The following is a 25,015-nucleotide window of genomic DNA, read 5'->3' on the forward strand; positions in this document are numbered from 1 at the left end:
GCGGCTGGCCGTTCGTCGCGGTGGCGTTCGGCGCGGTCGCGGCGGTGCCTGGCACGTACCTGGCGGCCGACATCGGCACGCGGGCGGGCGACCGGGCGTCGGCCGCCGAGAACGCGTCCGCCTTCCACCGGGCGGCCGCCGCGGGCCGCGCGCCCGGCCCGGCGCCGGCTCCCGTCCGGGCGCCGGCCCCCGTACAGACGCCGGCTCCGCCGCCCGGCGCACCGGGGATGATCAGCTCCTACACCACACGGTTCACGCCGGGCGAGCCGCGGGTGCGCAACATCCAGCTCGCCGCCCGCATCCTGGACGGCGTCGTGGTGCGGCCCGGCCGGACGTTCTCGTTCAACAGGGCGATCGGCCCGCGCACCCGTGCGCGCGGCTACGTCCCGGCACCGTCGATCAAGGGAAGCCGGATGGTCGCCGACGACGTGGGCGGCGGCATCTGCCAGGTCTCCTCGACGCTGTTCAACGCGGTGTTCGAGGCGGGGATGCGCATCCGCCGCACCCGTTCCCACAGCCTGTGGATGCCGGAGTACCCCATCGGGCGCGAGGCCGCCGTCGCCTACCCCGACCTGGACTTCACCTGGACTAACGACTCCCGTCACCCGGTGACGATCCGCACCTCGTACACCGGCGCGTCCCTCACCGTGAGCCTCTGGGGCGTGCGCCGCTACGACGTCCGCTCCAAGACCTCGCCCCGCTACGGATTCACCCCCTACGGCTCGGCCATCGGACTCGGTGCCTCGTGCCTGCCCACGCGTGGCGCCCGGGGCTTCCAGGTCGACGTCTGGCGGGTGCTGGCACGAGACGGCCGCACGGTGCGCCGCGAACGGTTCCACACCACCTACGAGCCGCGGACCCGGGTCCGCTGCGTCGGCCCCCGGCGCGGCGCCGGCCGCTGACGGCGGGCGGCGTATCGTGGGACGTGTCGGGAGGGGCCATGGCACTGCGTGAGGGAACGCACGAGTTCGGGCCGGACGACGGGCGGCTGCTGATCAGGACGAGCCGCAGCGGGCTGGGCCGCCGGGCCGGGCACGACCTGACGATCGAGGCGACCCGCTGGCGCGGCACCGCCGTCGTGGGCGGCGGGCCCGGTGAGTCGTCGGTCGAGGTCACCGTGGAAGCGGACGGGCTGCAGGTGCGCGAGGGCACCGGCGGGGTGCTGCCGCTGTCGGACGCCGACCGTGAGCAGATCGCCGCCAACATGCGGGAGGTTCTGCGGGCCGGCGAGCATCCCGAGATCACCTTCCGGTCCACCGGGGTCAGCGGGACGCCCAAGCGGTTCACCGTCGAGGGCGAGCTGACGGTCGCCGGACGCACCGAGCCGCTGACCGTCGAGGCGGCCGCGGACGGCGACCGGCTGAAGGGCGAGGCGACCGTCAAGCAGACCCGCTGGGGCATCAAGCCGTACTCGGCGTTCTTCGGCGCCCTCAAACTGGCCGACGACGTGCGGGTCTCCTTCGACGTCGCCCTCTGACCAGCACTCCCTGACCAGCGCTCCCTGGTCAGTGGCTCAGCGCGCCCGCGACACCCGTTTCTCGTCCCACACGGGCTCGGGCGACTCGTACACCGAGCCGTCCGCCCCGAACACCAGGAACCGGTCGAACGAGCCGGCGAACCACCGGGTGACATGTCGTTGAGCGGCGGGCGGTCGGGGGTGGGATGCTTGACGTGCGGAGAGAATGTGTGCTGGGTGGGCGGCGTCTGTTAGTACCCTCGTCAGCGTGAGTCGTGAAGGTGTGACGCCGCAGAGCGAAGATTTCTCCGCCTGGTACAACGAGCTGGTCGTCAAGGCCCAGCTCGTCGACCGTGGTCCGGTGCGGGGGACGATGGTCATCCGACCGTACGGGTACCGGGTCTGGGAGCTGCTCCAGGCGGACCTGGACCGGCGCATCAAGGACGCCGGGCACGACAACGCCGTCTTCCCGCTGTTCATCCCGGAGTCCTACCTCAAGCGGGAGGCCGAGCACGTCGAGGGCTTCTCGCCCGAACTGGCCGTGGTGACGATCGCGGGCGGCAAGGACCTGGAGGAGCCGCTGGTGGTGCGGCCCACCTCCGAGACGGTCATCGGCGAGTACATGGCCAAGTGGATCGAGTCGCACCGCGACCTGCCGCTGCTGCTCAACCAGTGGGCCAACGTGGTCCGCTGGGAGATGCGGCCCCGGATGTTCCTGCGCACCACCGAGTTCCTGTGGCAGGAGGGGCACACCGCGCACGTCGACGAGGACGACGCGATGCGCGAGACCATGTGGGCCCTGGACGCCTACGCCGGCGTGGCCCGCGAGCTGGCCGCCATGCCGGTGGTGGCGGGGGAGAAGACCCCCGGCGAGCGCTTCGCGGGCGCCGTGCGCACCTACACCATCGAGGGCATGATGCGCGACGGCCGCGCCCTGCAGGCCGGCACGTCCCACTACCTGGGCACCAACTTCGCCAAGGCGTTCGAGATCCAGTACCAGGACGAGGACGGGCAGCTCAAGCTGGCCCACACCACGTCCTGGGGCATGAGCACCCGCATGATCGGCGGCGTGATCATGACGCACGGCGACGACAAGGGCCTGGTGCTGCCGCCCCGGCTGGCGCCCTACCAGGTGGTGATCGTCCCGATCGGGCGCAAGGAGCAGGGCGAGCGCACCGCCGCCGAGGCCCGCCGCCTGGGGGCCGCGATCAAGGCGATGGGCATCCGCGTCCACGTGGACGACAACCGCCCGCAGCTGACCCCCGGGTACAAGTTCAACGAGTGGGAGATGCGCGGCGTCCCGGTCCGCATCGAGCTCGGCATGCGCGACCTGGAGAACGGCGTCGCCACCGTCGTGCGGCGGCTGCCGACCGTCGAGGGCCAGGGCAAGGAGCAGATCCCGCTGGAGAAGGTGCCCGAGCTGCTGCCCGGGGTGCTCGCCGACTTCCAGGCGTTCCTGCTGGCCCGCGCCGAGGCGTTCCGCGACGAGCACACCGCCACCGTCGACTCCTGGGACGACTTCACCGCCCAGGTCACCGGGGGCTGGGCGAACGCGTTCCACTGCGGCCGCGGCGAGTGCGAGGACGACATCAAGGCCGACACCGCCGCCACCCCCCGGGTCATCCCCGAGCAGGCGCCCGAGGAGAGCGGCGTGTGCGTCAAGTGCGGCCGTCCGTCGGCGTACGGCAAGCGCGTCCTGTTCGGCAAGGCGTACTGAGCCGCCCGCCGCGGTTCACCGGTCGTCGCGCTTCGGCGCCGTCTCGCGTGAGGCGGCGCCGGAGCCGCCCGTGACCTGGCCGTCGGGGCCTTCGCCGGGGTCTCCACGATGTTCGTCGGGGTCGGGGTCGGCGCTGCGGGCGGCGAGCGCGGCGCGGCGCGACAGCAGCGGCTGGACGAACCACGCCCACCCGCACAGCGAGGCGACGATCGCCGCCGTGGCGGCCGCCGCCGCGTCCGGCAGCAGCGTGTCCACGATCAGCGTGGTGGCGGCCGTGATCGACAGCGCCAGGGCGAGCGCGCCGCAGATCCCGAACCGGTTGGCGCGCCGGATCAGCAGCGGCTTCTGGCCCAGCCGGAACAGGATCCGGTGCTGGGTGACCGGGGCGATGAAGCAGATCGACGCCAGCGCCGCCCCGAACAGCGCCACGTAGTAGAGGACGCGGCCGGTGTCGTCCACCTCGCGGAAGCCGACCGCGAACGGCACGGTGAGCAGGAACGCGAACAGCACCTGGACGCCGGTGACCGCGACGCGGTAGCCCTGCAGCAGCTCCATCAGCTGCCGGTCGAGACGTTCGTGCTCGGTCTCGTTGCGGGGCCTCTCGTCGCGCGGTGTGGAGGGGGTGCGTTCCATGAACGCCCAATTACCCGATCATCGAGCATTCAAGCGATACATCTCGGTTGATACGGGTCATACGGGGCGAGACGGTCGAACGGGGCGTCAGTTGAGGCTGGGCGGCAGCACGCGGACGGCCAGCATGGACACGTCGTCGCGCAGGTCGCCGTCGCAGAAGTCCAGCAGCTCGCTCTCCACGGCGCCGAGCATGTCCTCCAGGGGGGCGGTGGCGTGCGCGGCCAGCACGTCCATCAGCCGGTCGACCCCGAACTGCCGCCGCCTCATGTCGCACGCCTCCAGCACCCCGTCGGAGTGCAGGAACAGGGTGTCGCCGGCGCCGAGGTCGACGGTGTCGCGCCCGGCGTCGAAGTCGTCGAACAGCCCGAGCGGCACGCCCCCGCCCGTGACCGTGCGGATCACCCCGTCGGCCCGGACCACGATCGCGGGCGGGTGGCCCGCCGAGCCCAGCGACACCGTGACCCGCTCGCTGCCCTGCACCAGCGTGGCCATCACGGCGGTGACGAAGCGGTCCTCGTCCAGCAGCACCTCGTTGACCTCCGACAGCACCTCGGTCGGACCGGCCTTGCGGCGCGACAGCAGCCGGACGCCGTGCCGGGCGGTGGCGGTCACCGCCGCGGCGTCCTCGCCCTTGCCGCACACGTCGCCGAGGACCAGGCCCCAGCCGTCGGGGGTCGGGAACACGTCGTAGAAGTCGCCGCCGACCTCGACGCCGTCGGTGGCGCCGATGTAGCGCCCGGCCAGCACCAGCCCCGGGATCGCGGGCAGCTGCTTGGGCAGCAGGCTGGCCTGCAGCGAGTCGGCGACCTGCGCGCGGCGCCGGTACAGCCGGGCGGCGCGGATCACCAGCGCCACGTAGCGGCCCAGGCGCTGCACCACCGACAGGTCGAGCAGGTCGAACGGACCGTGCTCGCCGCTGACCGCCAGGGTGATCGTGCCCAGGCAGCGTTCGCCGTCCTCCACCGGCACGCACAGCACCGAGCCGGCGCCGATCTTGACGCAGACCGGCTGGCCGTCCTCGCACGTCCCCAGCAGGTCCAGCTCCTCCACGTGGGGGCGCAGGGCGCTGTTGCGGCTGCCGTAGACGGTGTAGGGCAGGGTGTCGGCGGCGGGGGGCAGCTCCTCGATCAGGCGGGCGGCCTCGGCGGACGCCTCGTCCTGCGGGCCGAGGACGACCTGGCGGCGCAGCTCGGGACCCTCCACGGCGCGGGCGGCCAGCTCCTCGGCCGTGGCCGTGCCGGGCTGCCCCGGCATGTCGGGCACCAGATCGACGATCACCCAGTCGGCCAGCTCGGCGGCCAGCAGCCGGGCGCAGCGCCGCACCGCGACCGTCTCGTTGAAGACCGGCTCCTCCAGCAGCAGCTCGCTGGCGCCGGCCAGCACGTCCATCCGGTGGACGATCGTCGCCACGGCCTCGTCGTCGCCGGGCGCCACGGCCGGTTGCGGCATGGACGAGGCGGCCGCGCGCGGAGCGCCCCGCCGGGCGGGCCGCGCCTGCTCGGGCGCCGCGCCGTCGGCCGGCGAGGCGGCCGCGATCACCATGGGGTCGGGTTCGCCGCGGATCCACACCCGGACCAGCGTCACCACCGCGTCCACGGGGCTGGCGCCGCCCAGGAACCGCACCTGCGCGCGGCGGCGCCGCCCGGTGCGCACCACCGCGGCGAGCTGGGAGCGCAGCGCGGCCCGGGTCGGCAGATCGCAGAAGGCGGTGAACTGCTTGCCCGACACGTAGCCGGGGGAGGTGCCCAGCAGCGCCGCCGCCTGCCGGTTGACGCGGCGCACGCCCGCGCCGCGGTCCAGCAGGAACAGCGGGACGGGCGCCTCCTGGAAGACCGTCCGCAGCACCCGCCGCTCGGTCTCGGCGGAGGCCGAGGCGCGGCCGGCCGCCGCGCCCTGCTCGGTGTTCAGGGCGCGCAGGGCGGTCAGCGCCAGCTCCAGCTCCACCAGGGCGGCGTCGAGGGTGGCCCGGGGGTCGGCCTCGCGCATGCCGGCGGCCTGGCGAAGTTCGGCGATCCGCGTCTCGAGGTCGCCGATCTCGCGCATCAGGCTCTCTGGTTCGAGCTGGTCGGGCATGGGGTACTCCTGGCTCTTCCGGGGCGGCACGACGGGAACGGACCGAAGCCCGGCATGGGCGGTGGGCTGGTTCTGTTACGGCCGCCGTGCGAAGCCTATGCTCCCCACGGGTCCGCGGCCCACTGGACCGGTCTAGAGAAGGCCCTGGTCACCCACGATCCGCTGGGCCAGCGCGGTCAGCTTGACGTGCCGGGTCTGGGAGATGCGGCGCAGCTCGGCGAACGCCTGGTCGGCGTCGCAGCCCAGCGCGTGCATGAGGATGCCCTTGGCCTGGTCGACGATCGCCCGGGACTCGACCGCCTCCTGGAGCTGCACGGCGGTGCGGTGCACCTCTTCGTACTGCAGGCTGTTGGACATGGCGGCGCTGCCCTGTGCCACCAGCAGCGAGGCCAGCACGTGCTGCCCCTGCTCGCCGTGTCCGCCCGAGGACAGGGCGCGCGGACGCACCCCGTACAGGCTGAGGGTGACCAGGACGGGTTCCTTCGCGTGCGGCGTGGTGGTGAAGCAGCGGATGCCGCGGCGCAGCATGTCCGCCGCGGTCTCCGGCCACCGGGTCTCGGCCAGCACGTCGTCGGACATGACGGGCCGGCGGGTGTTCACCACCTCGTGTATGGGGCCGTGGCCGCGCGCGAGCTGCCGGTCGACGATCTCGGCCAGGTCGGGGTGGCTGGCGGCGGACGCCAGCGGCTCGGGCCGGTCGTCGGGAGACTGGGGAATGCTCCAGCGAACGCTGGACGCGCCCGCGCACCCCGGCACCGCGCGGCACGCCAGTTCGGTCACCCGGTGCAGCGTGCCCACGTCGGACGACTCGCCGACGACGCCCAGCCGGGCGATCTCGAAGGCGAGCCGGTCGGTGAGTACGGATTCGGCGGGCGGCACAACCACGACGTTATCCTCTCGAACGACCGATTCACACCCTGGCCGGCGCCCGGTCGCCCGGTCCGCCCGCGGTGGTCACCGAGGGGATTCGGGGGCGTGCGGTGCGCGGCCTTTCAGAAGTTCGGCGGCGCCTGGCAGATGCCCGCCAGCACGCCGGGCCCCATGCCGTCGGCCCTCGCCAGGTCGCCGATCGAGACGATGCCGAGCGGGCGCCGCTCCGCGTCCACCACCGGCAGACGCCGGATCGCCTGGTCGCGCATCAGCCGCGCCGCGGTGTCGAGGTCGTCGTCGGGGCCGACGGTCACCAGGTCGGCGCTGCACACCTCGCCCAGCGGAGTGTGCGAGGCGTCCCGCCGCTCGGCGACCCCGCGGACCACGATGTCGCGGTCGGTGACCAGCCCGCACAGCCGGCCGCCCAGGGTGACCAGGACGTCACCGATCCCCTCGTCACGCATGATCCGCGCCGCCTCGTAGAGAGTGGCGTCCAGGGGCAGCGCCTGGGGTCGGCGGGTCATGACATCGCTCACTCTTCGCGACAAGGCGGGCGCTCCTTCCCGCTTACTCAGCGTAGAGACGGCCTGTCTCGGCGCATTACCCGTGGGCGGCGGGGGTATGCGCGGCGCGGCCGTCCGGCTGTCGCGGACACGCCGCGCCGCGCGCTGACCAGCGATGCCAGGCGCAGGCTCGGACGGCGACGATCAGAAGGCGAACACCGAACCGGTCTGCGACCGCAGCACGCAGTCGTTGGGGTACTCCTTGCGGAAGTCGACCGGACGCCCGCCCCAGGTGCCCTTGGCCGAGGCCACCACGGGCGAATAGATCATGGTGCAGACGGTGTCGTCGGCCTCGCGGGCCGGGTTGCCGCCGCGGCGGCCGAGCTCCGCGCACGCCTTCGCCGCGCTGGGGTGGCTGCCGCCGTGCGGCTCGCAGCGCAACGTGACGGTGCGGGTGCCGGAGGTGCTCTGCCCCGGATAGGTCAGCGTCAGGCGCAACTGGCCGCGGACGCCGCCGCGCTGGGCGGCCGTCTGGTCGCTCGTATGGTCCGTGGTCTGGTCCGTCGTATGGTCGGCCGTCTGCTCGGCGGTGGCCGGCATGACGGGCAGCACGGCCAGGGCGGCGCCGGCGAGTGCGGTGGCGACGAGATGCGGCATGGGATCTCCCGGTGTTGTCGAGTCGGTCGCGTGTCCAGGAGCGGACATGGCCAACTGTAGTCAAGTGACTACACAGGGTCCGGGAGGGTGGCCCTCAAAGGGGCGATCCCGTGGTCACCGGGGTGACCACGGGATCGTGAGGGGGGTGGGGGACGTCCTGCTCGGTGGCGGCGGGGCGCCGCTCATGCCGCGAGCGTGTGGGCGCGGCGGTGGTCGGCCAGGGCCTCGCGCAGTTGCTTGCGGCCCCGGTGCAGCCGGGACATCACCGTGCCGATGGGGGTGCCCATCATCTCGGCGATCTCCTTGTAGGCGTAGCCCTCGACGTCGGCCAGGTAGACCGCGTCACGGAACTCCTTGGGCAGCGCCCGCAGGGCTTCGACGATCTCGCCGTCCGGGATGCGCTCCAGCGCCTCGGACTCGGCGGAGCGGAACCCTGCCGAGTGCGTGGCGGCCTGGGCGATCTGCCACTCCTCCAGCTCCTCGGAGCCGGCGCGCTGCGGCTCACGCTGCCGCTTGCGGTAGTTGTTGATGAAGTTGTTGGTGAGGATCCGGTGCAGCCACGCCTTGAGGTTGGTGCCCTCCTGGAACTGGTGGAAGTTCACGTACGCCTTGGCGAGGGTCTCCTGCACGAGGTCCTCGGCGTCGGCGCTGTTGCGCGTCATGCGCACGGCGCTGGCGTACAGGGGGTCGACCAGCGGCAGCACGTCGCGTTCGTAGCGCGCCGCGTCCGCCGGGCTGTGCTTGGCAGGCATGGTCGCAGTTGGCAAAGTCGCTCCCCGAAGGTCGTGACCCGGATGGGCCGGTTGCTCGCGCGCGGCCGGTGCGCGCGGTCGGGCGGCTGACCGCCCTGTCAGAGGTACGTTTCACCGTTCCGGCCGGTTCGGCGCCGGTGGTCGACGCGGTGCGGCGGGTGTCGTCGCGTGCCGCGGCGGTCGGCTCCCGGAGACGTTCTCCGGTGAGACCGGGCGAGCCGGGCCGGGCCTCGGCCGCGCATGGCGGGTGGGCCGAGGGGGTGCGCGGATCGGTGCGGTGCCAGAGCGACCCCGTCATCGGGACGTCGCGGGTCGAGCACGATCGGCGCCGCCACTTCGTTGATGGCGTTCCCGGTAAATAAGACGCCAAACGCTAGCAGATCGGTTGCGTGGCGTCGGTCACATTTTGGTGGGGGACGTGCGAAGTCATCCTCAATCCACGGTATAGGACCGCGTCAAGTCCCCGCCGCTCGGCCCGGGTTCCCGGGCATCGGTGGGCCGGGCATGCCGAGGGCCCCGTCCGCGCCGGGCCGGACGGGGCGTCGGCTCACGTGCCTGCTGCATGCGGGTCCTGCCGAGTTCCGCGGTCCGCGAGCGCGCGGGCCTCACAGAGGGTAGCGTCCTCTGTACCGCGGGTTGTCGGAGGTGGCGCGCACCGCCTTCCAGAGAGGGGTCCGCGTGGTCATCGCTCGGGATCAGCTCGGGGCGTCCGGCGCACACGGCGGCGAGCCGCCCGCCCCGCGACCGCACACGCCGCCGACGGACACGCCGCCGACCAACGTGCCGCCTACCAATGCGATGCCGACGAACGCGCCGCCGACCAATGCGCCGCCGACGAACGCGCCGCTGCTCGACCGGCAGCTGTTGGGCGTGGCGCCGCTGGCGGTCGTCGTCCTCGACGCGCACGGCCGCGTCACGCACTGGAGCGGCGTCGCCGCGGAGCTGTTCGGCGTCGACCGGCCGCGGGCCGTCGGCCGTCCCCTCACCGGCCTGCTGCGCCTGCCGCGTGAGCACCGCGGGGCGTTCGAGCCCGGGGCGTTCGCCCACGTGTGGTGCGGTACGTGCCAGGTGCCGCGCGTCGACGACGGCGAGATCGCCGAGGTCGCCTGGTGGGTCTATCCCCTCCATGCCGACGCGCCGGGGGGCGTGCGGCTGGTGGCGCTGGCCGCCGACATGCGGCGGCTGCGCGAGGAGGGCCCCGGCGTGAGCGTGCGCGACACGTCCGCGGCGGCGACGGACGAGGAGTTGCCGCGACCGGTGTCCGGGGTGCGCCTGCTGTGGGTGGAACCGTCCCTCGTGCCGACCGGCGGCGACGATCCCGCCGGGCTGGGACGGCGGCTGGCCGCGCTGCTGCGGCCGTCGGACGCCGCCGTGGCCGAGCGCATCGCCGCGCGGGTGCTGGCGATGGGCCATCCGGCCGTCAACCTGTCCGTCACGGTGCGGCTGCCGATCGTGCCGCACCGGGCCGTCGGGCCCGGCGACCTGCGGGTCCGGCCGCCCGCCGCCGTGCCGGAAGCCGCCGGACCGCAACGGCCCGACCCGCCGGGCCGGACGCGGGTGCCCGTCCCGATACCGCGACCCCGGCAGGGAGAAGAGGCGATGGCCGTGTGGGACCGGCTGACATTCCTGGGCGAGGCGGGCGAGCACATCGGCAGCTCCCTGGACCACCTGCAGGCGTGCCGTGCGCTGGCCGAGGTGCTGGTGCCCCGGCTGGCCGACTTCGCCGCCGTGGAGCTGCTGGAACGGGTCGCCTCCGACGACGAGCCGCCCGGCCGCTTCGACGAGCACACCCTCATGCGCCGGGTGGCCGTCGTGCACGACGACGCCGAACGCTGGATCGACGCCGTCCCCCAGGGGCGGGCGCTGCGGCATCCGCGCGGCACCCCGTTCGTCGAGGTGATGCGCACCGGGCGTCCCGTGCACATCCCGCGGGTCACCGGCCGCCAGGCCGAACGGATCGGCGCCGCGTTCGCCGCCCGCGACCCGGGCCCGCCGCTGGCGGGACGGGCGCTGCTGGTCGTCCCGCTGATCGCCCGCGGCCAGGTGCTGGGCACCTGCACGCTGCTGCGCCGTCCCGACCGGCCCGCGTTCGACCGGCTCGACCTCGCCCTGATCGACGAGCTGGCGCGCGGGGCGGCGCTGTGCGTCGACAACGGCCGGCTCTACCGGCGCGAGGTGCGCCTGGTCCGCGAGCTGCAGCGGGCCATGCTGCCCGCCGACCCGCCCCGCACGGCCGGGGCGCGGGTGTGCTTCCGCTACCTGCCCGCCGGGCAGGCCGCCCAGGTCGGCGGCGACTGGTTCGACGCGATCCCGCTGCCCGGCTGCCGCCTGGGCATCGTGATCGGCGACGTGATGGGCCACGGCGTGACGTCCGCGGCGGTCATGGGGCAGCTGCGCACCGCCGTGCGCACCCTGGCCGGGCAGGACCTGCGGCCCGACGGGCTGCTGCGCGAGCTGGACGGGCTGGCCCGCCGGCTCGGCGACGACTGCCTGGCCACCTGCCTGTACGCGGTGTACGACCCGGTGGCGCGGCGCTGCCAGCTCGCCAACGCCGGTCACCTGCCGCCGGTGCTGGTGTCCCCGGACGGCGGCGGCTCGGTGCTGCGGCTGCCGCCCGGCCTGCCGATCGGGGTCGGCTGCGGGCCGTTCGAGACCGTCGAGGTCTCCGTCCCCGACGGGGCCCGCCTGATCCTGTGCACCGACGGCCTGCTGGAACGCCGCGACCGCGACATCGAACGGGGCCTGGCGGAGCTGTGCGGGCGGCTGGCCGACCCGCCGCGCTCCCTGGACGCCACCTGCGACGCCGCGCTCGGCATGCTCGGCGCCCCCGCCCCGGCCGACGACGTGGCGCTGGTCGCGGTCGGCCTCGACGGCATCCCCGCCGAGCACGTGGCGTCCTGGACGCTGGAACCCGAGGCCAGCATGGTCGGCCGGGCCCGCGCGCTGGCGGCGTCCCGGCTGGCCGAGTGGGGCCTGTCGGGCGTCGCCGACACGGTGCAGCTGCTGGTCAGCGAGCTGGTCACCAACGCCCTGGTGCACGGCGCGGGCGCCGTCGGGATGCGGCTGATCAAGTGTGACGCGCTGCTGTGCGAGGTCAGCGACGACGGCCACGAGCTGCCCCGGCTGTGCCACACCGATCCCACCGCCGAGTCCGGCCGCGGCCTGCACCTGGTCAGCCATCTGGCGGAACGGTGGGGCACCCGGCGCGGCGACCTCGGCAAGATCGTCTGGTTCGAGCACCCCCTCTGACCGGCCGTCCCGACAGGAGATTGTCGCTTTTGCGACAGATCCTGTGGAGTGTCGGTTGATGGTGCGATCGTAGGGTCGCGTCGACGGCCCGCCGCGGGCGGGCCCAGCGGACTGGGGGCCAGGTGGGCGAGCTACTGACGCTGCCGGTTCCGGAGACCCTGCACGCCACGTACGTCGCCGGGCTGACGGCACCGGTCGCGGACCCGCGCGAGCTGGTGCGCGAGCGGGTCGCCCGGCACGTCGCGCCGCCGCTGCGCGACCTGGTGCTGGGCATGGTCGACAGTCCCATGCTGACGCTCGACCAGCGTCCCGCCGAGGACGTCCCGCCGCCGCCCGCCCGGCTGCTGGCCGCCTACGGCGCCACCCGCGCCGACCTGGCCGCCCTCGCCGCCGCGTCCCACCTGCTGGTCGTGCACGCCGCCTACCGGCCGGGCTGGCCGCCCGCCCACGAGTGGGCCGCCCGCGCCGCGGCCGGGGCGGTCGGCGGCCCCGTCGTCGACGTCTTCACCCCGCAGATGCTCGCCGCCGACCGTCTGGAACGCTCCCTTCCGGGCCCGGACGGCGCCATCCGCCTCGTCGACTGGATGCTGCTCCCGCACACCGCCGGACGGCACGGATTCTGGTTCACCACCAGGGGCCTGGCCCGCTTCGGCCTGCCCGAGCTGCAGACCGAGAACGTCCCCCCGGCCCTGGTCGGCCCCTGGGGGCGGCTGCTCAACGGCCTCGCCCGCCGCCTGCTCGACCTGTGGCTCGCCGAGCTGCCCGCCGGCGCCCAGCCCCTCGTCGTGGAGCTCCCGCAGATCATCTCCGTCGGGCTGCAGGACGTCGCCGCGGCGCACGGCGAGCGGGAGGCGCTGCGCCGCGAGGTGGCCGTGCGGCTGCGCCTGGACCCGGTCGACACCGGCGACGGCGAGGAGTCCGTGCTGACGGTGCTCGCGGCCGACGACGGCCCCGACCGCCTGGAGTACCTGTGCGCGGCCCTGTTCGGCTCCGCGTCCCGCCCCGCCGGGTGGTCTTGATCGCAACCCCCGCCCGTCGCCTTGCCGTGGATCACCTCCGCACCGCAGGATCGGGAACGTGAGATTCGGCCCGCGTGACCGCCCCCGTCCCGAACCCGAGCCCGAGGGCCCCGAGGAGCCCGATCCCCCCGCGTCCGATCCCCCCGCGTCCCCTCCCGCCACGCCTCATCCCGGCGACGTCCACGTGGCGGGGCGCCGTTCCGCCCGTCCCGAACCGCCGCCGCCCACCGACTGGGTCCACGTCCCCACGGACACCACTCCGGCGACCCCGCCCCCACCAGAACCGCCCCCCGCACAGAGGCTGCCCTCCGCCGAGCCGTCACCGGCAGCGCCGCCCCCGGCCCCCGAACCGCCGCTTACGGAGGTGCCTGGCGCGACACCCGAGCCCGTCCGCCCGGTGATGGAGGCACCCGGTGCGTCCGCGGACTGGTCGGTCGTCGCCAAGGACACGACCGTCCCCGTCTCCCCGCCCCCGCAGGCCGCCCACGCGGACGGTGCCGGACGAGACGATCCCCCTCCCGCGTCGGCAGGGAATGCGACGACGGCAGGGAATGTGAGGTCGGCAGGGGAGGCGACGACGATCCCGCCCAAGGCGCTGGCGGCGGAGCCGCCCAGGGAGGCCGACGACGTCATGGCCGACCCCGAGCGGCGGGCGGCGCTGGCCGAGGAGTTCATGGGCGAGTTCGTCGGCAGCGGCGCGTGGCAGGCGATGCTCGCGGTGCTCGAAGGGGCGTTCCCCGGGCTGGGCCTGGCCGCGCGGCTCAACCGTGGCGCGGACATGCTGTGGGAGGTCACGGACGTCCTCGACCGGGGGAGCGGCGTGCGGCTCGGCGTGCCGGTGTGGCTGGACGACGCCGGCATGGTCCTCGACCTCAGCGCGCACCGGACCCGGCGCCCGGACGCCGCGCGGCCCCAGCCCCGGACGCGGGCGTCATGGCCGTACGCGGGGGCGTTCGTCATCGACACCCTCGACCCGCTGCGCTACCACCGTGCCGTCGGCGGGCCGCTGGCGCCCGGCGCCCGGCCCGGCAGGCCGCGCGAGGGGGCGCTGGCCACCTCCCCGCCCGGCGAGGACGACGACACCGGTGTGGTGATCGTCGGCGATCTCACCGCGGCGGGCGCGCGGATCCTGGACTCGGCGGCGCTGTGGCGTTACGCGGGACGGGTCGTGGCGGCCGCGCTGCACGATCCGGCGCGTCCCGACAGCCGGGCGCGGGCCCGCCGGGCGCTGCGGGCGCTGCGGCGGGTGGTGGTCGTCGACCCGAACCTCGGCCTCGGGCTGTGCCTGCGGATCGACACCGCCCGCACGCCCCGCTGCCTGCTGGCGTTCAGCGTCGACCGGGACGGGACGGGCGCGCCGCGGTTCCTGCGTCCGTGAGTCACTCGTCGGCGCACAGCCAGCTCAGGTCGCAGCGCCGCTCGTCGGGCAGGTCGCGCAGGCGCGCCGCCAGGTCCCACGGCTCGTCGGCGGGCGGCGCGCCGTCGCCGTCGGCCAGCAGGCCGCAGATCAGCGCGGTGGGCGTGCGGACGGCGGTGAACGCGCCGACGCGCGCGACGCCGCCGCCGCGCAGGTGCGCCAGCTCGGTGAGCAGGGCGCCGAGCGCCGACGGGTCCTGCGGGTCGTACAGGCCCCGGGCGTAGGTCAGCAGTTCCTCGGCCAGCGCGTCGGGGCGTCGTCCGGACAACTCGAAGGCGGTGCCCCGGTAGGCGCCGTTCACCGCCTTGGCGTCGCGCCGGTCGCGCACGCGCACCCGCAGCCCGTACTCGGCCGCGGCGCGCTCGTACGCCTCGGCCAGCAGCGCCTCGGCCTCGCCCTCCTCGCTGAGCAGCAGCCCGGTGACGACGCCCTCCTCGCGGGCGAGCCGGTCGAGCATCTCGCGCCGCAGCTCGCAGGTGACCTCCTCGACCGCGTCCAGCGAACGGGCCAGGGCGTGCTGGGCGTCGCGGTCGAGCTCCAGCCCGGCCAGCTGCCCGGAGAACGCGGCGATCTCCTGGTCGAGACGGTCCAGCCGGTCCTCGATGGCGCCGAGCCGGTCGAACATCTCGTGCACGGTGCCGGCGTCGGGCTCGGCGGCGACCGGCGGGACGGACGGGACGGCCGGCGGGGCCGGCGGGGCGTCCGGCGGGCGGGCGGCGGCCTGCGCGCGCACCGCGTCCAGGCCCTCGGCCAGCCGCGCGACCTCGTCGTCCAGCCGGCGCAGCTCGGCCTGCGCGCGCGGAAGTCTCTTGTCGGAGGCCAGGTAGAGCTCGCGTCCGGCGATCGCGAGGCAGAGCAGCACCAGGATCAGCGTGGTCATCGGGCTCCTCGGAAGGGGCGGGCGCTCCCGACACTAACCAGCGGACGCGGCGAGGTCAGCCGAACAGGCCGCCGAGCAGTTCGCCCAGGGCCTCGCCGATGCCTCCCGCGACCTCGCCGGCCACCTCGTTGGCGACCTCTCCGGCGACGCCGCGTGCCACGTCGGCGGCGGCGTTCCCGACATAGCCGGCGACGGCGTGCCCGGCGGCGTCCTGGGCGAACGCGGCGGCGCCGCCGACCGCGTTGCCCATCGCGTCGAACGCGGCGCCCGCGGCCAGCCCGCCCGCGACGCCCGCGGCGGCCACCCCGCCGGCGGCGGCGACGGCGCCCCAGTGGGGCTGGTGCTTGCCGTGGTAGGCGGGCGGACCGTGGTAGACGGGCGGGCTCTGCGGCGCCGGCGGCGGGTAGTGGCCCGGCGCCTGTCCGGGGTGGGCCGCCGGCGGGTACGGGTTGGGGCCGCTCGGGTAACCGCCGTGCACCGGCGCGGGCCCGTGTGCCGGGGGAGGGGCGGGCGCGTACGCAGGGGGAGGTGTGTTGTAGGACGGGCCCGGCCCGTGGGGCGTGCCGTGCGGCGGTGTCCCATGGGGCGGTGTGCCGTGCGGCGGTGTGTGGCCGGGCATGGGGGACGAGGCGGGGACGGGCGCGGGCGGCGGGAACGACTGGCCCGGCCCGTACGGCGCGCCCGGAGCGTTGTAGGCGGCGGCCGCCGCACCCGCGCCATGCCCGCCCGGGGCCGCGAGGCCGGGCGGGGCGCTGTGCGCGCCGGGGGCGGAGGGCCCTGGCGGGGGCAGCATGCCGTGCTGGTTCGGCTGGGGGGAATGCGACGGGGACGGCGGGCCGTAGGGCGAGGGCGTGTGCGCGGGAGGGTGCGCCGGGCCCCGGGACGCGGCGGCCTCGAGCCACTGGCCGATCTTCGCCGTCCAGTCGATCTCGGCGATCTCGCCGTGCGGGAACCGGAAGCGGCCGAACTCCTCGTCCCCGGCACCGTGGTGTCCCGACCGCGGATCGGCGGCAAGCACCACCGCCAGCTCGCGCGGGCTCGCCACGAAGCTCAGCCCGACCTCGCCGATCCGCCCGTTGTAGGGGGCGGGTGGGACGAGCCGGATCTGCTGGTAGAAGGGCAGCTGCTGGGAGACGCCGGGCAGCTTGGCGCGCTCGAACGCGACGTTGCCGATCTTGAAGCCGAGGCGGGAGACGGCCGCCAGCACCCACTGCTGCGACTGCAGCGGCTCCACCGAGATGGGGTCGACGTCGCCCGGGTCGGGCTGGCCGACCGCGTCCACCTCGGTGCACAGGCCGATGGTGAAGCCGGGCAGCTCCCGTCCCAGCACGGTGGTGAACGGCAGCTCGTACGGCAGCGGGATCGAGAACGACAGCGACCGCTCCTGGCCGGGCTCCAGCCGGAAGGAGCGGGTCAGCGCCCCCCGATAGACCTCGGGCCCGGCGGTCGGCCCGCCGTAGGGGTTGTCCATGCGCGGCATCAGCGCCATGGTGACGTGCCGGATCTCCACCGGCGTGGCGCCGCCGCGCAGGTGCACCTTCCCGGCGACGGCGCCGCCGGGACGGCAGTGCGGCTCGCTCAGGATCGTGTCGACCGTGGGGCCGCCCGAAGGAGCGCCCATGGGGCCGCCCATGGGCCCGCCTGAGGGGCCGCCGGCCCCGTACCCGCCTGGCATCTGCCCATAGGACACTGGCCGATCCCCTCTCGCGACTGCGGTGCGTCTCCCCGCAACACTCCGACGAATCCCACCATGCCATTGGTTCAGCCCGGCAAGCGGAACAACAGGGGCGGAAATTCCGGACCCGCCCGGTGGCGTCAGCCTTCGGCGCGTTCCTTGGCGGTGACGGTCACGGGCGCGTAGCCGAGGTCTTCCAGCGGACCGCGGATCTGGGCGGCGTCGCCCACGGCGATGACGGTCAGCGCCTCGGGAGCGACATGCTCGGCGTAGGCGCGGGTCACCTCGTCCGGGGTGGCGGCGCGCACCGCGTCCAGGTAGCGGCGGGGGTAGTCGGTGCCCAGGCCGCTGGCGCAGGCGTCGGCCAGCTCGGCGGCCACCGCGCGGGAGGTCTCGTACTCGGCGGGGGCGCGGTCGGCGAGCGCGCGCACGGACGCGCCGCACTCCTCCTCGCTGACGCCCCGCGACACGATGCCGCGCAGCTCGGTGAGGGCGTCCTTCACCGCGTCCGCCGTCACCTCCGTGTGCACGGCCCCCTGGGCGATGAACAGCCCGCAGTGGCGCAGCCGCAGCAGCCCGGCGCGCGCCCCGTAGGTGTAGCCCTTCTCCTCGCGGAGCACCGCGTTCAGCCGCGACGTCAGGCCGCCGCCGAGCACGTGCGCGGCCACCGTCAGCAGCGGCCAGTCGGCGTGCGAACGGGACGGGACGGGGTGCCCGATGCTCAGGTACGTCTGCACCGAGCCGGGACGGTCGACGATGACGATCCGCGGACCGGCCGTCGGCATGATCGTGTCGGCGGTGGGCAGCGGCCCGCCGGACGGCTGCCAGCCCTCCAGAGCGGCCGTGAGCGCCGCGTCGGCGTCGACCCCGGACAGGTCCCCGGCGACGACCGCGGTCGCCTCGGCGGGCGCCACAGAGCCGTAGAAGGCCCGCACGTCCGCGCCCTCGATCGCCTCCACCGTGGCCGGGGTGCCGCCGGTCGGCCGGGACGCGCGCGCCTCGGCGGGGAACATCACGGCGCGCAGTTCGCGCATGGCCCGGCTGCCCGGGTCGGCGTCCTCCTGCGCGATCTCCTCCAGCCGCTCGCGCACGAGCCGCTTGACGTCCGCGTCGGCCAGCGCGGGGCCGCGCACCACCGACGACAGCAGTTCCAGGGCCGGGGCGAGCCGCGTCACCGGCACGTCCAGGGCGATGCGCAGCGCGGTCAGGTCGGCGGAGGCGAACAGGCTGGCGCCCAGCCGTTCGAACGCGGCGGTCAGCGCCGTGCCGCCTCCGGGCTCGGTGCCCTCCAGCAGCGCGCGCGCCGTCAGGGTGGCGACGCCCTCGGCGCCGTCCTGCTCCCTGCCCGCGCCCGCCTGCAGGACGAGGCGTACGGCGGCCAGGCGCCGCCCCGGCAGGTCGCAGTGCAGCGTCGCGGGACCGTCCGGCACGCGTCCTTCCGTACCGGCCGGGAACGCCCACGCCGGGACGGGCCCGGGGACGGGGCGCGGCTGCAGGGCCAGGCCCGTGCCCGCGGCCCCGGCAGTGCCCGCGGCCCCGGCGGTGTTCGCGGCGGACTCGGTCAAGAGGCACCTCCGTACGTCAGGACGGTCCGGGCGCCGGGCGCCAGCCAGCGCCGCGCCATCGCGGTGATCTCCTCGGCGGTGACGGCCGCGGCGCGCTCGGGCGCGGTGAACACCCGTCCCGGGTCGCCGAACTGGGTGGCGTTCTGCGACAGCGCGTTGGCCAGCCCCGTCACCGTCTCGGTCTGCTCCAGGAAGCCGCGCTCGGCCTGCGCGGTGGCGCGGGCGGTCTCGTCGGCGTCCGGGCCCTGCTCGGCGAACCGGGCCAGTTCCTCGTCCAGCACCTCGGCGATCTTGCCGGTGTCCGGGCCGATCGCCTCGACCAGCGCCAGGGAGGGGCCCGAGGCCAGCCGCGTCACCCCGGCCCACACCTCCGTGGCGATCTGGTCGCGCCGCACCATCCGGTCGTACAGGCGCGATCCGGAGCCGCCGCCGAGGATGTCCACGGCGAGCTCGGCGGCCTCGACGTCGGCGCCGCCGTCGGACGGCAGCGTGAACATGGCGAAGTAGGCGGGGGAGGGCACCTCCTCGTCCACCGCCTCGGCCTTGATCTGGGTGAGCGGGCCCAGGTCGCCCGGACGGGCGGGCGGCGTCCGCGGCCCGGCGGGAATGCCGCCGAAGTAGCGCTCCACCGCCGCCAGGGCCTCGTCGGGGTCGACGTCGCCGACGATGGACAGCACCGCGTTGCCGGGGGCGTACCAGGTGGCGAAGAAGTCGGCGCAGTCTTCGAGCGTGGTGGCGTCCAAGTCCTCCATGGACCCGATGGGGGTGTGCGCGTACGGGTGGCCACCGGGGAACGTCAGCGCGCACAGGCGCTCGAACGCGGTCCCGTAGGGCTGGTTGTCGTAACGCTGGCGGCGCTCGTTCTTCACCACGTCGCGTTGGTTGTCGAGGTTGGCCTGGGTCAGCGCGGCGGGCAGCGTCCCCATGCGGTCGGCCTCCAGCCACAGCGCCAGTTCCAGATGGCTGACCGGGACCGTCTCGTAGTAGTTGGTGCGCTCGAACGACGTGCTGGCGTTGAAGGCGGCTCCGGCGCTCTCCAGGAGAGCGGCGTGCTCGCCCTCGGCGACGTTGGCCGAGCCCTGGAACATCAGGTGCTCGAAGAGGTGCGCCAGGCCGGTGCGTCCGGCCCGCTCGTGCCGCGAGCCCACCCCGTACCAGATGTTCACGGCGGCCAGCGGTACGACATGGTCCTCGCAGACCACCACGCGCAGGCCATTGCCGAGCGTGTGCTCATGCAGCGGCTGTTCTGCCACGGAGCGCTCCCGTCCGGTCGATGGATCGGTCGTCGACGACAGCCCCGCGCGCGTCGGCGGCTCCGGCCACGGCGGCGGGCTTGATCTCTTTTTCACCGTACCGGGTCGCGCGGGTCGCGGAGGCAGGAGCGACCCCCGGCGGCGGGCGGCCGTGTCGCGGCCCCGGGGAGCCGGACGTGGCGGGAGAGGAAAAGGAGACGCCGGAGCGTCAGGCGGTGGGCTGCGGGCCGGTCTCGCCGGTGCCGCCGGCGCGCTGCGCGGCCATCGCCTTCTCGTGGGCCGCGACCGCCTCCTCCAGGTCGCGGTGCAGCACGAAGATCTTGGTGAGCTGGGTGACGTGGAAGACGCGGCGCACCCGGTCGTTGACGCCCATGAACGCCATCGTGCCGTCCCGGCCGCGCAGCCGGTGGTAGATGCCGACCAGCACGCCGAGGCCGGTGGAGTCCAGGAAGGTGACCTCGCCGAGGTCGATGACCAGGTGCACGCCGCCCTCGTCGATGATGTCGAGCAGCGTCTCGCGCAGCCGGGGGCTGGTGAAGACGTCGATCTCCCCGCTGATCTTGACGATGGTGAGGTCTTTCTCGACCCGGTGGTCGACGGCGAATTGCACCGCTTTCTCCCTGTTCGCTGTGAGATGGGCCCTATACCCCGCGCGCACGCGGGTTATCCCCAGGACCCTCGCACCATGCCGCCGCGGGGGCGATGTGGCCGGGAGACGGCCGGGCCCGTGCGGCTAGGGACGGCGGAACAGCGCCCAGACGACCTTGCCTTCGGGCAGGGCCCGCCAGCCCCATCGGTCGCTGAACGACTCGACAAGGTGGAGGCCTCGTCCGGTCTCGGCGATGTAGTCCGGCTCCTTACGGCGGGGGGCCGCGGGACTGGCGTCCATGATTCCACACAGCAGCCAGGAACCCTGGTGGAGCAGCCGCAGCCGGATGGCGGTGGGGGCGGAGCCCAGGGGGTCGATCGGGTGGCAGCCCGCTCCGTGGTAGGGGCGGGGGGCCTCGTAGTGCGAGGCGCCGTAACGGGTCTCGTAGGGGGACGTGCGGTAGCCCGTCGCGTCGCGGCAGCCGGTGATGTCGCGGTAACCGTTCGTCTCACGAAGGGGCGCCGCGCCACGGTAGGGAGTGGGGCCCGGCTGCGCGGAGCCGGGGTGGGGCATGCCGCCGCCGCTGTGCCGCAACGCGTTGGTGACCAGTTCCGAGACCACGAGCCCGACGTCGTCGCCGAGCGTCTCCAGGCCCCAGTCGTCCAGGCGGCACATCGTGAAGTGCCGCGCCTCGGTGACCGACTCCGGCTCGGGCACGACCGTGAACGAGACGGCGCTCCCGGCGGGGGCCACCAGCACGCGCAGGGCTTCGTCGAGGTACGGGGGCAGGTTCAAGGACTCGGGTACCGGCGTCGACTGCACGGCATCGTCCTGTATGCCCGCCGACTCCACGAGGGGGGTGGCACCCCATCGTGTGTCGTCGTGCGCGTGGCGTGACGTCATTCCCCGGACCCCGCAGAGTGATCTCGTTGTGCAGCCGTGGCTCGGAAGTCTCGTGCGTTATCCTGCGCATCGTAGCGTGCGAATGCAAGGCCCAATGCACGTGCATCCGCACCGGGAGGGCAAGATCAGGCGCCGCCGCGCGCCGAGAATCGGAGGTAGCCGCAGGACACCGACCCCAGTGGCACACTAAGTACATTTTCCGGCTCCGCCGGAACCGCTGTCCGCCATGTAGCCGGGAGGTTGGGCGTGACTCCAGAGACGCCGGGAACCGGGTCCACGGTGCGTCGGATCCTGCTCGGCTCACAGCTGCGTCGCCTGCGCGAGGCGAAGGGCGTGAGCCGCCAGGACGCCGGCTATGTCATCCGGGCGTCCGAGTCGAAGATCAGCCGACTTGAGCTCGGGCGGGTCAGCTTCAAAGAGCGCGACGTGGAAGACCTGCTCACGCTGTACGGCGTCACCGACCCCACCGAGCGGGAGGCGCTGGTACAGCTCGCGCGGGAGGCCAACACCCCGGGATGGTGGCACCGCTACAGCGACGTGCTGCCCAACTGGTTCCAGACCTACGTGGGCCTGGAGGAGTCGGCGACCCTGATCCGGACCTACGAACTGCAGTTCGTCCCCGGACTGCTGCAGTCGGAGGGGTACGCCCGGGCGGTCATCCGGCTCGGCAACGTCGGCGCGTCCGATCACGAGATCGACCAGCGCGTCGGGCTGCGCCTGCAACGGCAGGAACGCCTCACCGGCCCCAACGCGCCCCGGCTGTGGGCGGTGCTGGACGAGGCGGCGCTGCGGCGGCCCATCGGCGGGCCTGAGGTGATGCGGGGTCAGTTCGAGCACCTCATCGAGATGTCGAAGCTGCCCAACGTCACGATCCAGGTCATGCCGTTCCGGTTCGGCGGGCACGCCGCCGAGGGCGGGGCCTTCACCATCCTGCGCTTCCCCGAGCAGGACCTGCCGGACGTGGTTTACGTGGAGAACCTCACCGGCGCGATGTACCTGGACAAGCGCGACGACGTCGACACCTACCTGCAGGCCATGGAACGCCTGTGCGTCGACAGTGCGACCCCGGAACGCACCGTCGAGCTTCTCGGTGACCTTCTCAGAGAGACATGATGCTCCCGACCGACAACGGCAAGAGTCCCTCCGCGGCCCCCTGCGCCACGGCCGCGTACAACGGCATGCCCGCCACGAAGCTGCACGGGGCCCGGTGGCTGAAGTCCCGGCGCAGCAACTCGCAGGGCAACTGCGTGGAAATCGCCGAGCTTCCCGGTGGCCGAGTCGCCATGCGCAACTCCCGCCACCCGGAGGGCCCGGCGCTGATCTACACCCGTCCCGAGATCGAGGCGCTGATCCTCGGCGCCAAGGAGGGCGACTTCGACCATCTGATCGCCGCACGCAACTGACGCCCGCGACCAGGCTCGCGGGACCCCTCACGGGGGCAACTGCAAGACCACGTCCTCCCGCTGACGTGATCTTGCAGTTGCCTCACCGGGCGGTCACCGGTTTCATCCGCAGTTGCCGTACGGGGCGGCCACGCCGCCGCTGCCGAAACGCACGCACACCCCCGGGGCCTTCACGTACACCGGCCCCGCGTACCAGGCGTACGACCCGCTGTCACTGATCTGCCCGCCGCCCTGGCGCTGGATCCACACCGACACCGGGGACCGCTTGCCCACGTTGCGCGTCTTCATCATGACGGCGCAGTTGTATCCCGAACTGTTGTAGAGCAGGTACGCCGTTCCCCCGGAGACGGAGAGGGAGCGCTGCACGTAGTAGCCGCCGCCGTGCGAGCCGGAGTTGCAGACCTGCTGCGGGGTGTACTTGTTGGCCGGCTCCTTGGTCGAGCCGCCCCCGCCCCCGCTGCCGCCGGTTCCGGCGGTGGCCTGCCCCCCGCCGGAACGCCTCTGCTGCTGGTTCTGACCGGTCTGGCCGCCCTGGCCGGACTGCCCCTTCTTGCCGTTGGCCGCGCTGGGCTTCTGCTGCGGGGACTTGGACGCGCCGCCGGCACGGTTGCCCGGGGCGTTGAGCCCGTTGCCGAAGCCCGTGGTGCCGTCCTGGGTCTGCTCGCCCTGCTGGTTGCTGGCGGCGGCGTTCTCCCCGCCGGTCTCGTCGCCGCCTGAACGGGTGGCCGCCCAGACCGAACCGCCCCCCACCACGGCCACGACCGCGGCGGCCGCGATCAGGGGAACGAGGCGCCTCCCCTTGTGCGGCTTCTGGCCGCCCCCGTGCGGAGGTGGGGCCGGCGGCCCGAACGGCGGCGGCTGGGGCGTCGTCTGAGGATTGGTCTGGGGGGAGGTCACCTCCCGGGAGAGACCGCCCTGCGGCACGTACGGGATGGCCGGCGGGACGGCGCCCTGCGGGACGGTGGCCTGTGGCGCGGCGGCCTGTGGGGTAGGTGTCTGTGGTGCGGGCGCCTGCGGTGTGACGCCCGGTGCCGGCGCCGCGGCCGCGGCGCTCGCCGCGCCTCCGTCCGGCGTCGTGCTCTCCGTTGCCACCCCGACCAGACGTTCCTGGGCCTGGCGGGCCGTGGGCCGCTGGTGGGGGTCCTTGGCCAGGCAGTCCGCGACCACCTCGCGCAGGGGGCTCGGCAACGCGCCCAGGTCGGGTTCCTCGGTGAGGATGCGGTGCATCACCGCGGCCATGTCGTCGTTGCCGAAGGCGGGACGGCCGTTGGCGGCGAACACCATCGTGGTGCCCCAGGCGAACATGTCGGAGGCCGGGCCCACCTCGTCCCCGGTGAAGTGCTCCGGCGCCATGTAGGAGGGGGTGCCGACGTTCTGCGTCTCGCCCGCCGCGTCCAGCGCCCGGGCCACCCCGAAGTCGATCACCCGCGGGCCGTCCGGCCCCATCATCACGTTGTGCGGCTTGAAGTCGCGGTGCACGATGCCCGCCTGGTGGATGGCGATCAGGGCGGTCAGCGTGCTGATGGCCAGCCGTTCCAGCGCGCCCCCCGTGCGCGGCCCCTCCTCCTGGACCAGCCGGTACAGCGACCGCCCGGGGACGTACTCGCTGACGATGTAGGGCTGGTCGCCCGCCACGTCGGCGTCCAGGACCTGCGCGGTGCAGAACCGCGCGACCCGCTTGGCGACCGCCAGCTCCCGTACGAAGCGGGCCCGCGCCGCGTCGTCCACCGCCTGCCCGGCGTGCAGCAGCTTGATGGCGACGGGGTCGGCGTCGCCGGGCGGACGGCCGAGGAAGACCGCGCCCTGCCCGCCCTCGCCGAGCCGCCCGACGATCTCGTACTCGCCCAGCCGGGTCGGATCGCCCGGCCGCAGCGGACGGGCGTCCGGCATCGTCTGGTCCGTCACACCACTCTCTTCCGTCGCATCAGACACGTGCCTAGTCAGACTATGTGCCAATGGCGGCATGTGCTGCGGAAGGTGGGCAGATGAGGCCACCTGCCGCCGCCGCGTGAACGCGCGGCTGCGGTGCGCCACCGATCCGCACCCCGGAGACGCGAGAGCCTCCGGGACGGGCGTGCGCCGTCCCGGAGGCCCAGGTCCGCTTCGTGTCAGGCCGGGTCGGGGCTCCGACGGGACTGCCGTCGCTCCGCCCGGCCGTCCTCACCCGGCGGCGCCTCCCGGTCGTGATGCCGTTCCAGCCGCGCCGCCACCGCGAGGGCGCGCAGCGAGGTGGACTTGACGTGCTTGTGGGGGCGGTTCGGACGCGGCCTGGGGATGCTGCTGGGCATGGGTGACCTCCTGGAACGTAGGAATGGGGTGCTACCCGATATATCGGATCTTGCACACGCTGTAGTGCAACCCCAAGATCCCTTCGTCTATTCCGAGTCCCCGCTCACTTTTT

22 protein-coding genes are annotated in these 25,015 nt (G+C 74.2%); 8 read left to right on the forward strand and 14 right to left on the reverse strand.

From position 1 onward, the window contains the following. The 3 genes from ABD811_RS07575 to proS all read left to right on the forward strand — a co-directional run. A partial coding sequence (locus ABD811_RS07575) for a VanW family protein (protein WP_344942932.1) occupies positions 1-902 on the forward strand: 902 nt, incomplete at its 5' end. 38 nt (positions 903-940) lie between these two features. Further along, a complete protein-coding gene (locus ABD811_RS07580) occupies positions 941-1,477 on the forward strand; it encodes a YceI family protein (protein ID WP_344942935.1) in 537 nt (178 codons plus the stop codon). A gap of 247 nt (positions 1,478-1,724) precedes the next feature. Beyond that, on the forward strand, positions 1,725-3,173 hold the full coding sequence (proS, locus tag ABD811_RS07585; RefSeq protein WP_344942938.1) for a proline--tRNA ligase: 1,449 nt from the start codon (positions 1,725-1,727) through the stop codon (positions 3,171-3,173). Between the two features lie 15 nt (positions 3,174-3,188). Here proS and ABD811_RS07590 read toward each other — a convergent pair whose 3' ends face one another. The 6 genes from ABD811_RS07590 to ABD811_RS07615 all read right to left on the reverse strand — a co-directional run bounded on the left by ABD811_RS07590 (position 3,189) and on the right by ABD811_RS07615 (position 8,661). Next, a complete protein-coding gene (locus ABD811_RS07590; RefSeq protein WP_344942941.1) occupies positions 3,189-3,806 on the reverse strand; it encodes a DUF6328 family protein in 618 nt (205 codons plus the stop codon). Between the two features lie 87 nt (positions 3,807-3,893). Next, a complete protein-coding gene (locus ABD811_RS07595; protein ID WP_344942944.1) occupies positions 3,894-5,879 on the reverse strand; it encodes a SpoIIE family protein phosphatase in 1,986 nt (661 codons plus the stop codon). A 132-nt stretch (positions 5,880-6,011) separates the two neighbouring features. Then, the gene (locus tag ABD811_RS07600; protein WP_344942947.1) at positions 6,012-6,764 is read right to left on the reverse strand and encodes an ANTAR domain-containing response regulator; all 753 of its coding nucleotides are present in this window, start codon (positions 6,762-6,764) and stop codon (positions 6,012-6,014) included. Between the two features lie 107 nt (positions 6,765-6,871). Then, positions 6,872-7,273: a CBS domain-containing protein gene (locus ABD811_RS07605; RefSeq protein ID WP_344942950.1), complete on the reverse strand. Its 402-nt coding sequence runs from the start codon at positions 7,271-7,273 to the stop codon at positions 6,872-6,874. Between the two features lie 183 nt (positions 7,274-7,456). After that, entirely contained in the window at positions 7,457-7,909 is a 453-nt protein-coding gene (locus ABD811_RS07610; protein WP_344942953.1) for an SSI family serine proteinase inhibitor, read from the reverse strand. Between the two features lie 182 nt (positions 7,910-8,091). Further along, positions 8,092-8,661: a sigma-70 family RNA polymerase sigma factor gene (locus ABD811_RS07615; RefSeq protein WP_344942956.1), complete on the reverse strand. Its 570-nt coding sequence runs from the start codon at positions 8,659-8,661 to the stop codon at positions 8,092-8,094. A gap of 798 nt (positions 8,662-9,459) precedes the next feature. Between ABD811_RS07615 and ABD811_RS07620 the strand changes: the two genes are divergently transcribed. The 3 genes from ABD811_RS07620 to ABD811_RS07630 all read left to right on the forward strand — a co-directional run bounded on the left by ABD811_RS07620 (position 9,460) and on the right by ABD811_RS07630 (position 14,307). Then, complete coding sequence (locus ABD811_RS07620; RefSeq protein ID WP_344942958.1) at positions 9,460-11,910, forward strand: SpoIIE family protein phosphatase; 2,451 nt, start codon at positions 9,460-9,462, stop codon at positions 11,908-11,910. A 122-nt stretch (positions 11,911-12,032) separates the two neighbouring features. Continuing rightward, positions 12,033-12,929, forward strand: a complete 897-nt coding sequence (locus ABD811_RS07625) for a hypothetical protein (protein ID WP_344942960.1) — start codon at positions 12,033-12,035, stop codon at positions 12,927-12,929. 553 nt (positions 12,930-13,482) lie between these two features. Then, positions 13,483-14,307, forward strand: coding sequence for a hypothetical protein (locus ABD811_RS07630; protein WP_344942963.1), 825 nt, complete (start codon positions 13,483-13,485; stop codon positions 14,305-14,307). Between the two features lies 1 nt (position 14,308). Here the strand turns inward: ABD811_RS07630 and ABD811_RS07635 are convergent, their stop codons facing one another. From ABD811_RS07635 to ABD811_RS07660, 6 genes are all read right to left on the reverse strand, one after another. Continuing rightward, the gene (locus ABD811_RS07635) at positions 14,309-15,226 is read right to left on the reverse strand and encodes a hypothetical protein (RefSeq protein WP_344942965.1); all 918 of its coding nucleotides are present in this window, start codon (positions 15,224-15,226) and stop codon (positions 14,309-14,311) included. 55 nt (positions 15,227-15,281) lie between these two features. Beyond that, on the reverse strand, positions 15,282-16,847 hold the full coding sequence (locus ABD811_RS07640) for a sporulation protein (RefSeq protein WP_344942967.1): 1,566 nt from the start codon (positions 16,845-16,847) through the stop codon (positions 15,282-15,284). A gap of 194 nt (positions 16,848-17,041) precedes the next feature. Further along, positions 17,042-18,466 carry a M16 family metallopeptidase gene (locus ABD811_RS07645; protein ID WP_344942969.1) on the reverse strand — a complete coding sequence of 475 codons (1,425 nt, stop codon included), beginning with the start codon at positions 18,464-18,466 and terminating at the stop codon, positions 17,042-17,044. Continuing rightward, positions 18,463-19,719, reverse strand: coding sequence for a M16 family metallopeptidase (locus ABD811_RS07650; RefSeq protein ID WP_344942971.1), 1,257 nt, complete (start codon positions 19,717-19,719; stop codon positions 18,463-18,465). The genes ABD811_RS07645 and ABD811_RS07650 overlap by 4 nt, the downstream gene beginning before the upstream one ends. A gap of 208 nt (positions 19,720-19,927) precedes the next feature. Further along, positions 19,928-20,329, reverse strand: a complete 402-nt coding sequence (locus tag ABD811_RS07655; RefSeq protein ID WP_344942974.1) for an STAS domain-containing protein — start codon at positions 20,327-20,329, stop codon at positions 19,928-19,930. Positions 20,330-20,452: 123 nt separating this feature from the next. Beyond that, on the reverse strand, positions 20,453-21,130 hold the full coding sequence (locus ABD811_RS07660; protein ID WP_344942976.1) for an ATP-binding protein: 678 nt from the start codon (positions 21,128-21,130) through the stop codon (positions 20,453-20,455). 372 nt (positions 21,131-21,502) lie between these two features. Here ABD811_RS07660 and ABD811_RS07665 point away from each other — a divergent pair, with 372 nt between their 5' ends. Both ABD811_RS07665 and ABD811_RS07670 read left to right on the forward strand, forming a co-directional pair. Beyond that, positions 21,503-22,324 carry a helix-turn-helix domain-containing protein gene (locus ABD811_RS07665; protein WP_425549379.1) on the forward strand — a complete coding sequence of 274 codons (822 nt, stop codon included), beginning with the start codon at positions 21,503-21,505 and terminating at the stop codon, positions 22,322-22,324. After that, positions 22,324-22,614 (forward strand): DUF397 domain-containing protein, encoded by a 291-nt coding sequence (locus ABD811_RS07670; RefSeq protein WP_425549380.1) that lies wholly within the window; start codon positions 22,324-22,326, stop codon positions 22,612-22,614. Before ABD811_RS07665 ends, ABD811_RS07670 begins: the two co-directional genes overlap by 1 nt. A gap of 102 nt (positions 22,615-22,716) precedes the next feature. On the opposite strand, the gene ABD811_RS07675 is transcribed toward ABD811_RS07670, so the two are convergent. Continuing rightward, entirely contained in the window at positions 22,717-24,519 is a 1,803-nt protein-coding gene (locus ABD811_RS07675; protein ID WP_344942982.1) for a serine/threonine protein kinase, read from the reverse strand. Positions 24,520-24,722: 203 nt separating this feature from the next. Continuing rightward, the gene (locus ABD811_RS07680) at positions 24,723-24,902 is read right to left on the reverse strand and encodes a hypothetical protein (RefSeq protein WP_344942985.1); all 180 of its coding nucleotides are present in this window, start codon (positions 24,900-24,902) and stop codon (positions 24,723-24,725) included. Positions 24,903-25,015 lie beyond the last annotated feature (113 nt).

The organism is Actinomadura miaoliensis (genome assembly GCF_039536785.1).
In the GTDB taxonomy this organism is placed as follows: domain Bacteria; phylum Actinomycetota; class Actinomycetes; order Streptosporangiales; family Streptosporangiaceae; genus Spirillospora; species Spirillospora miaoliensis.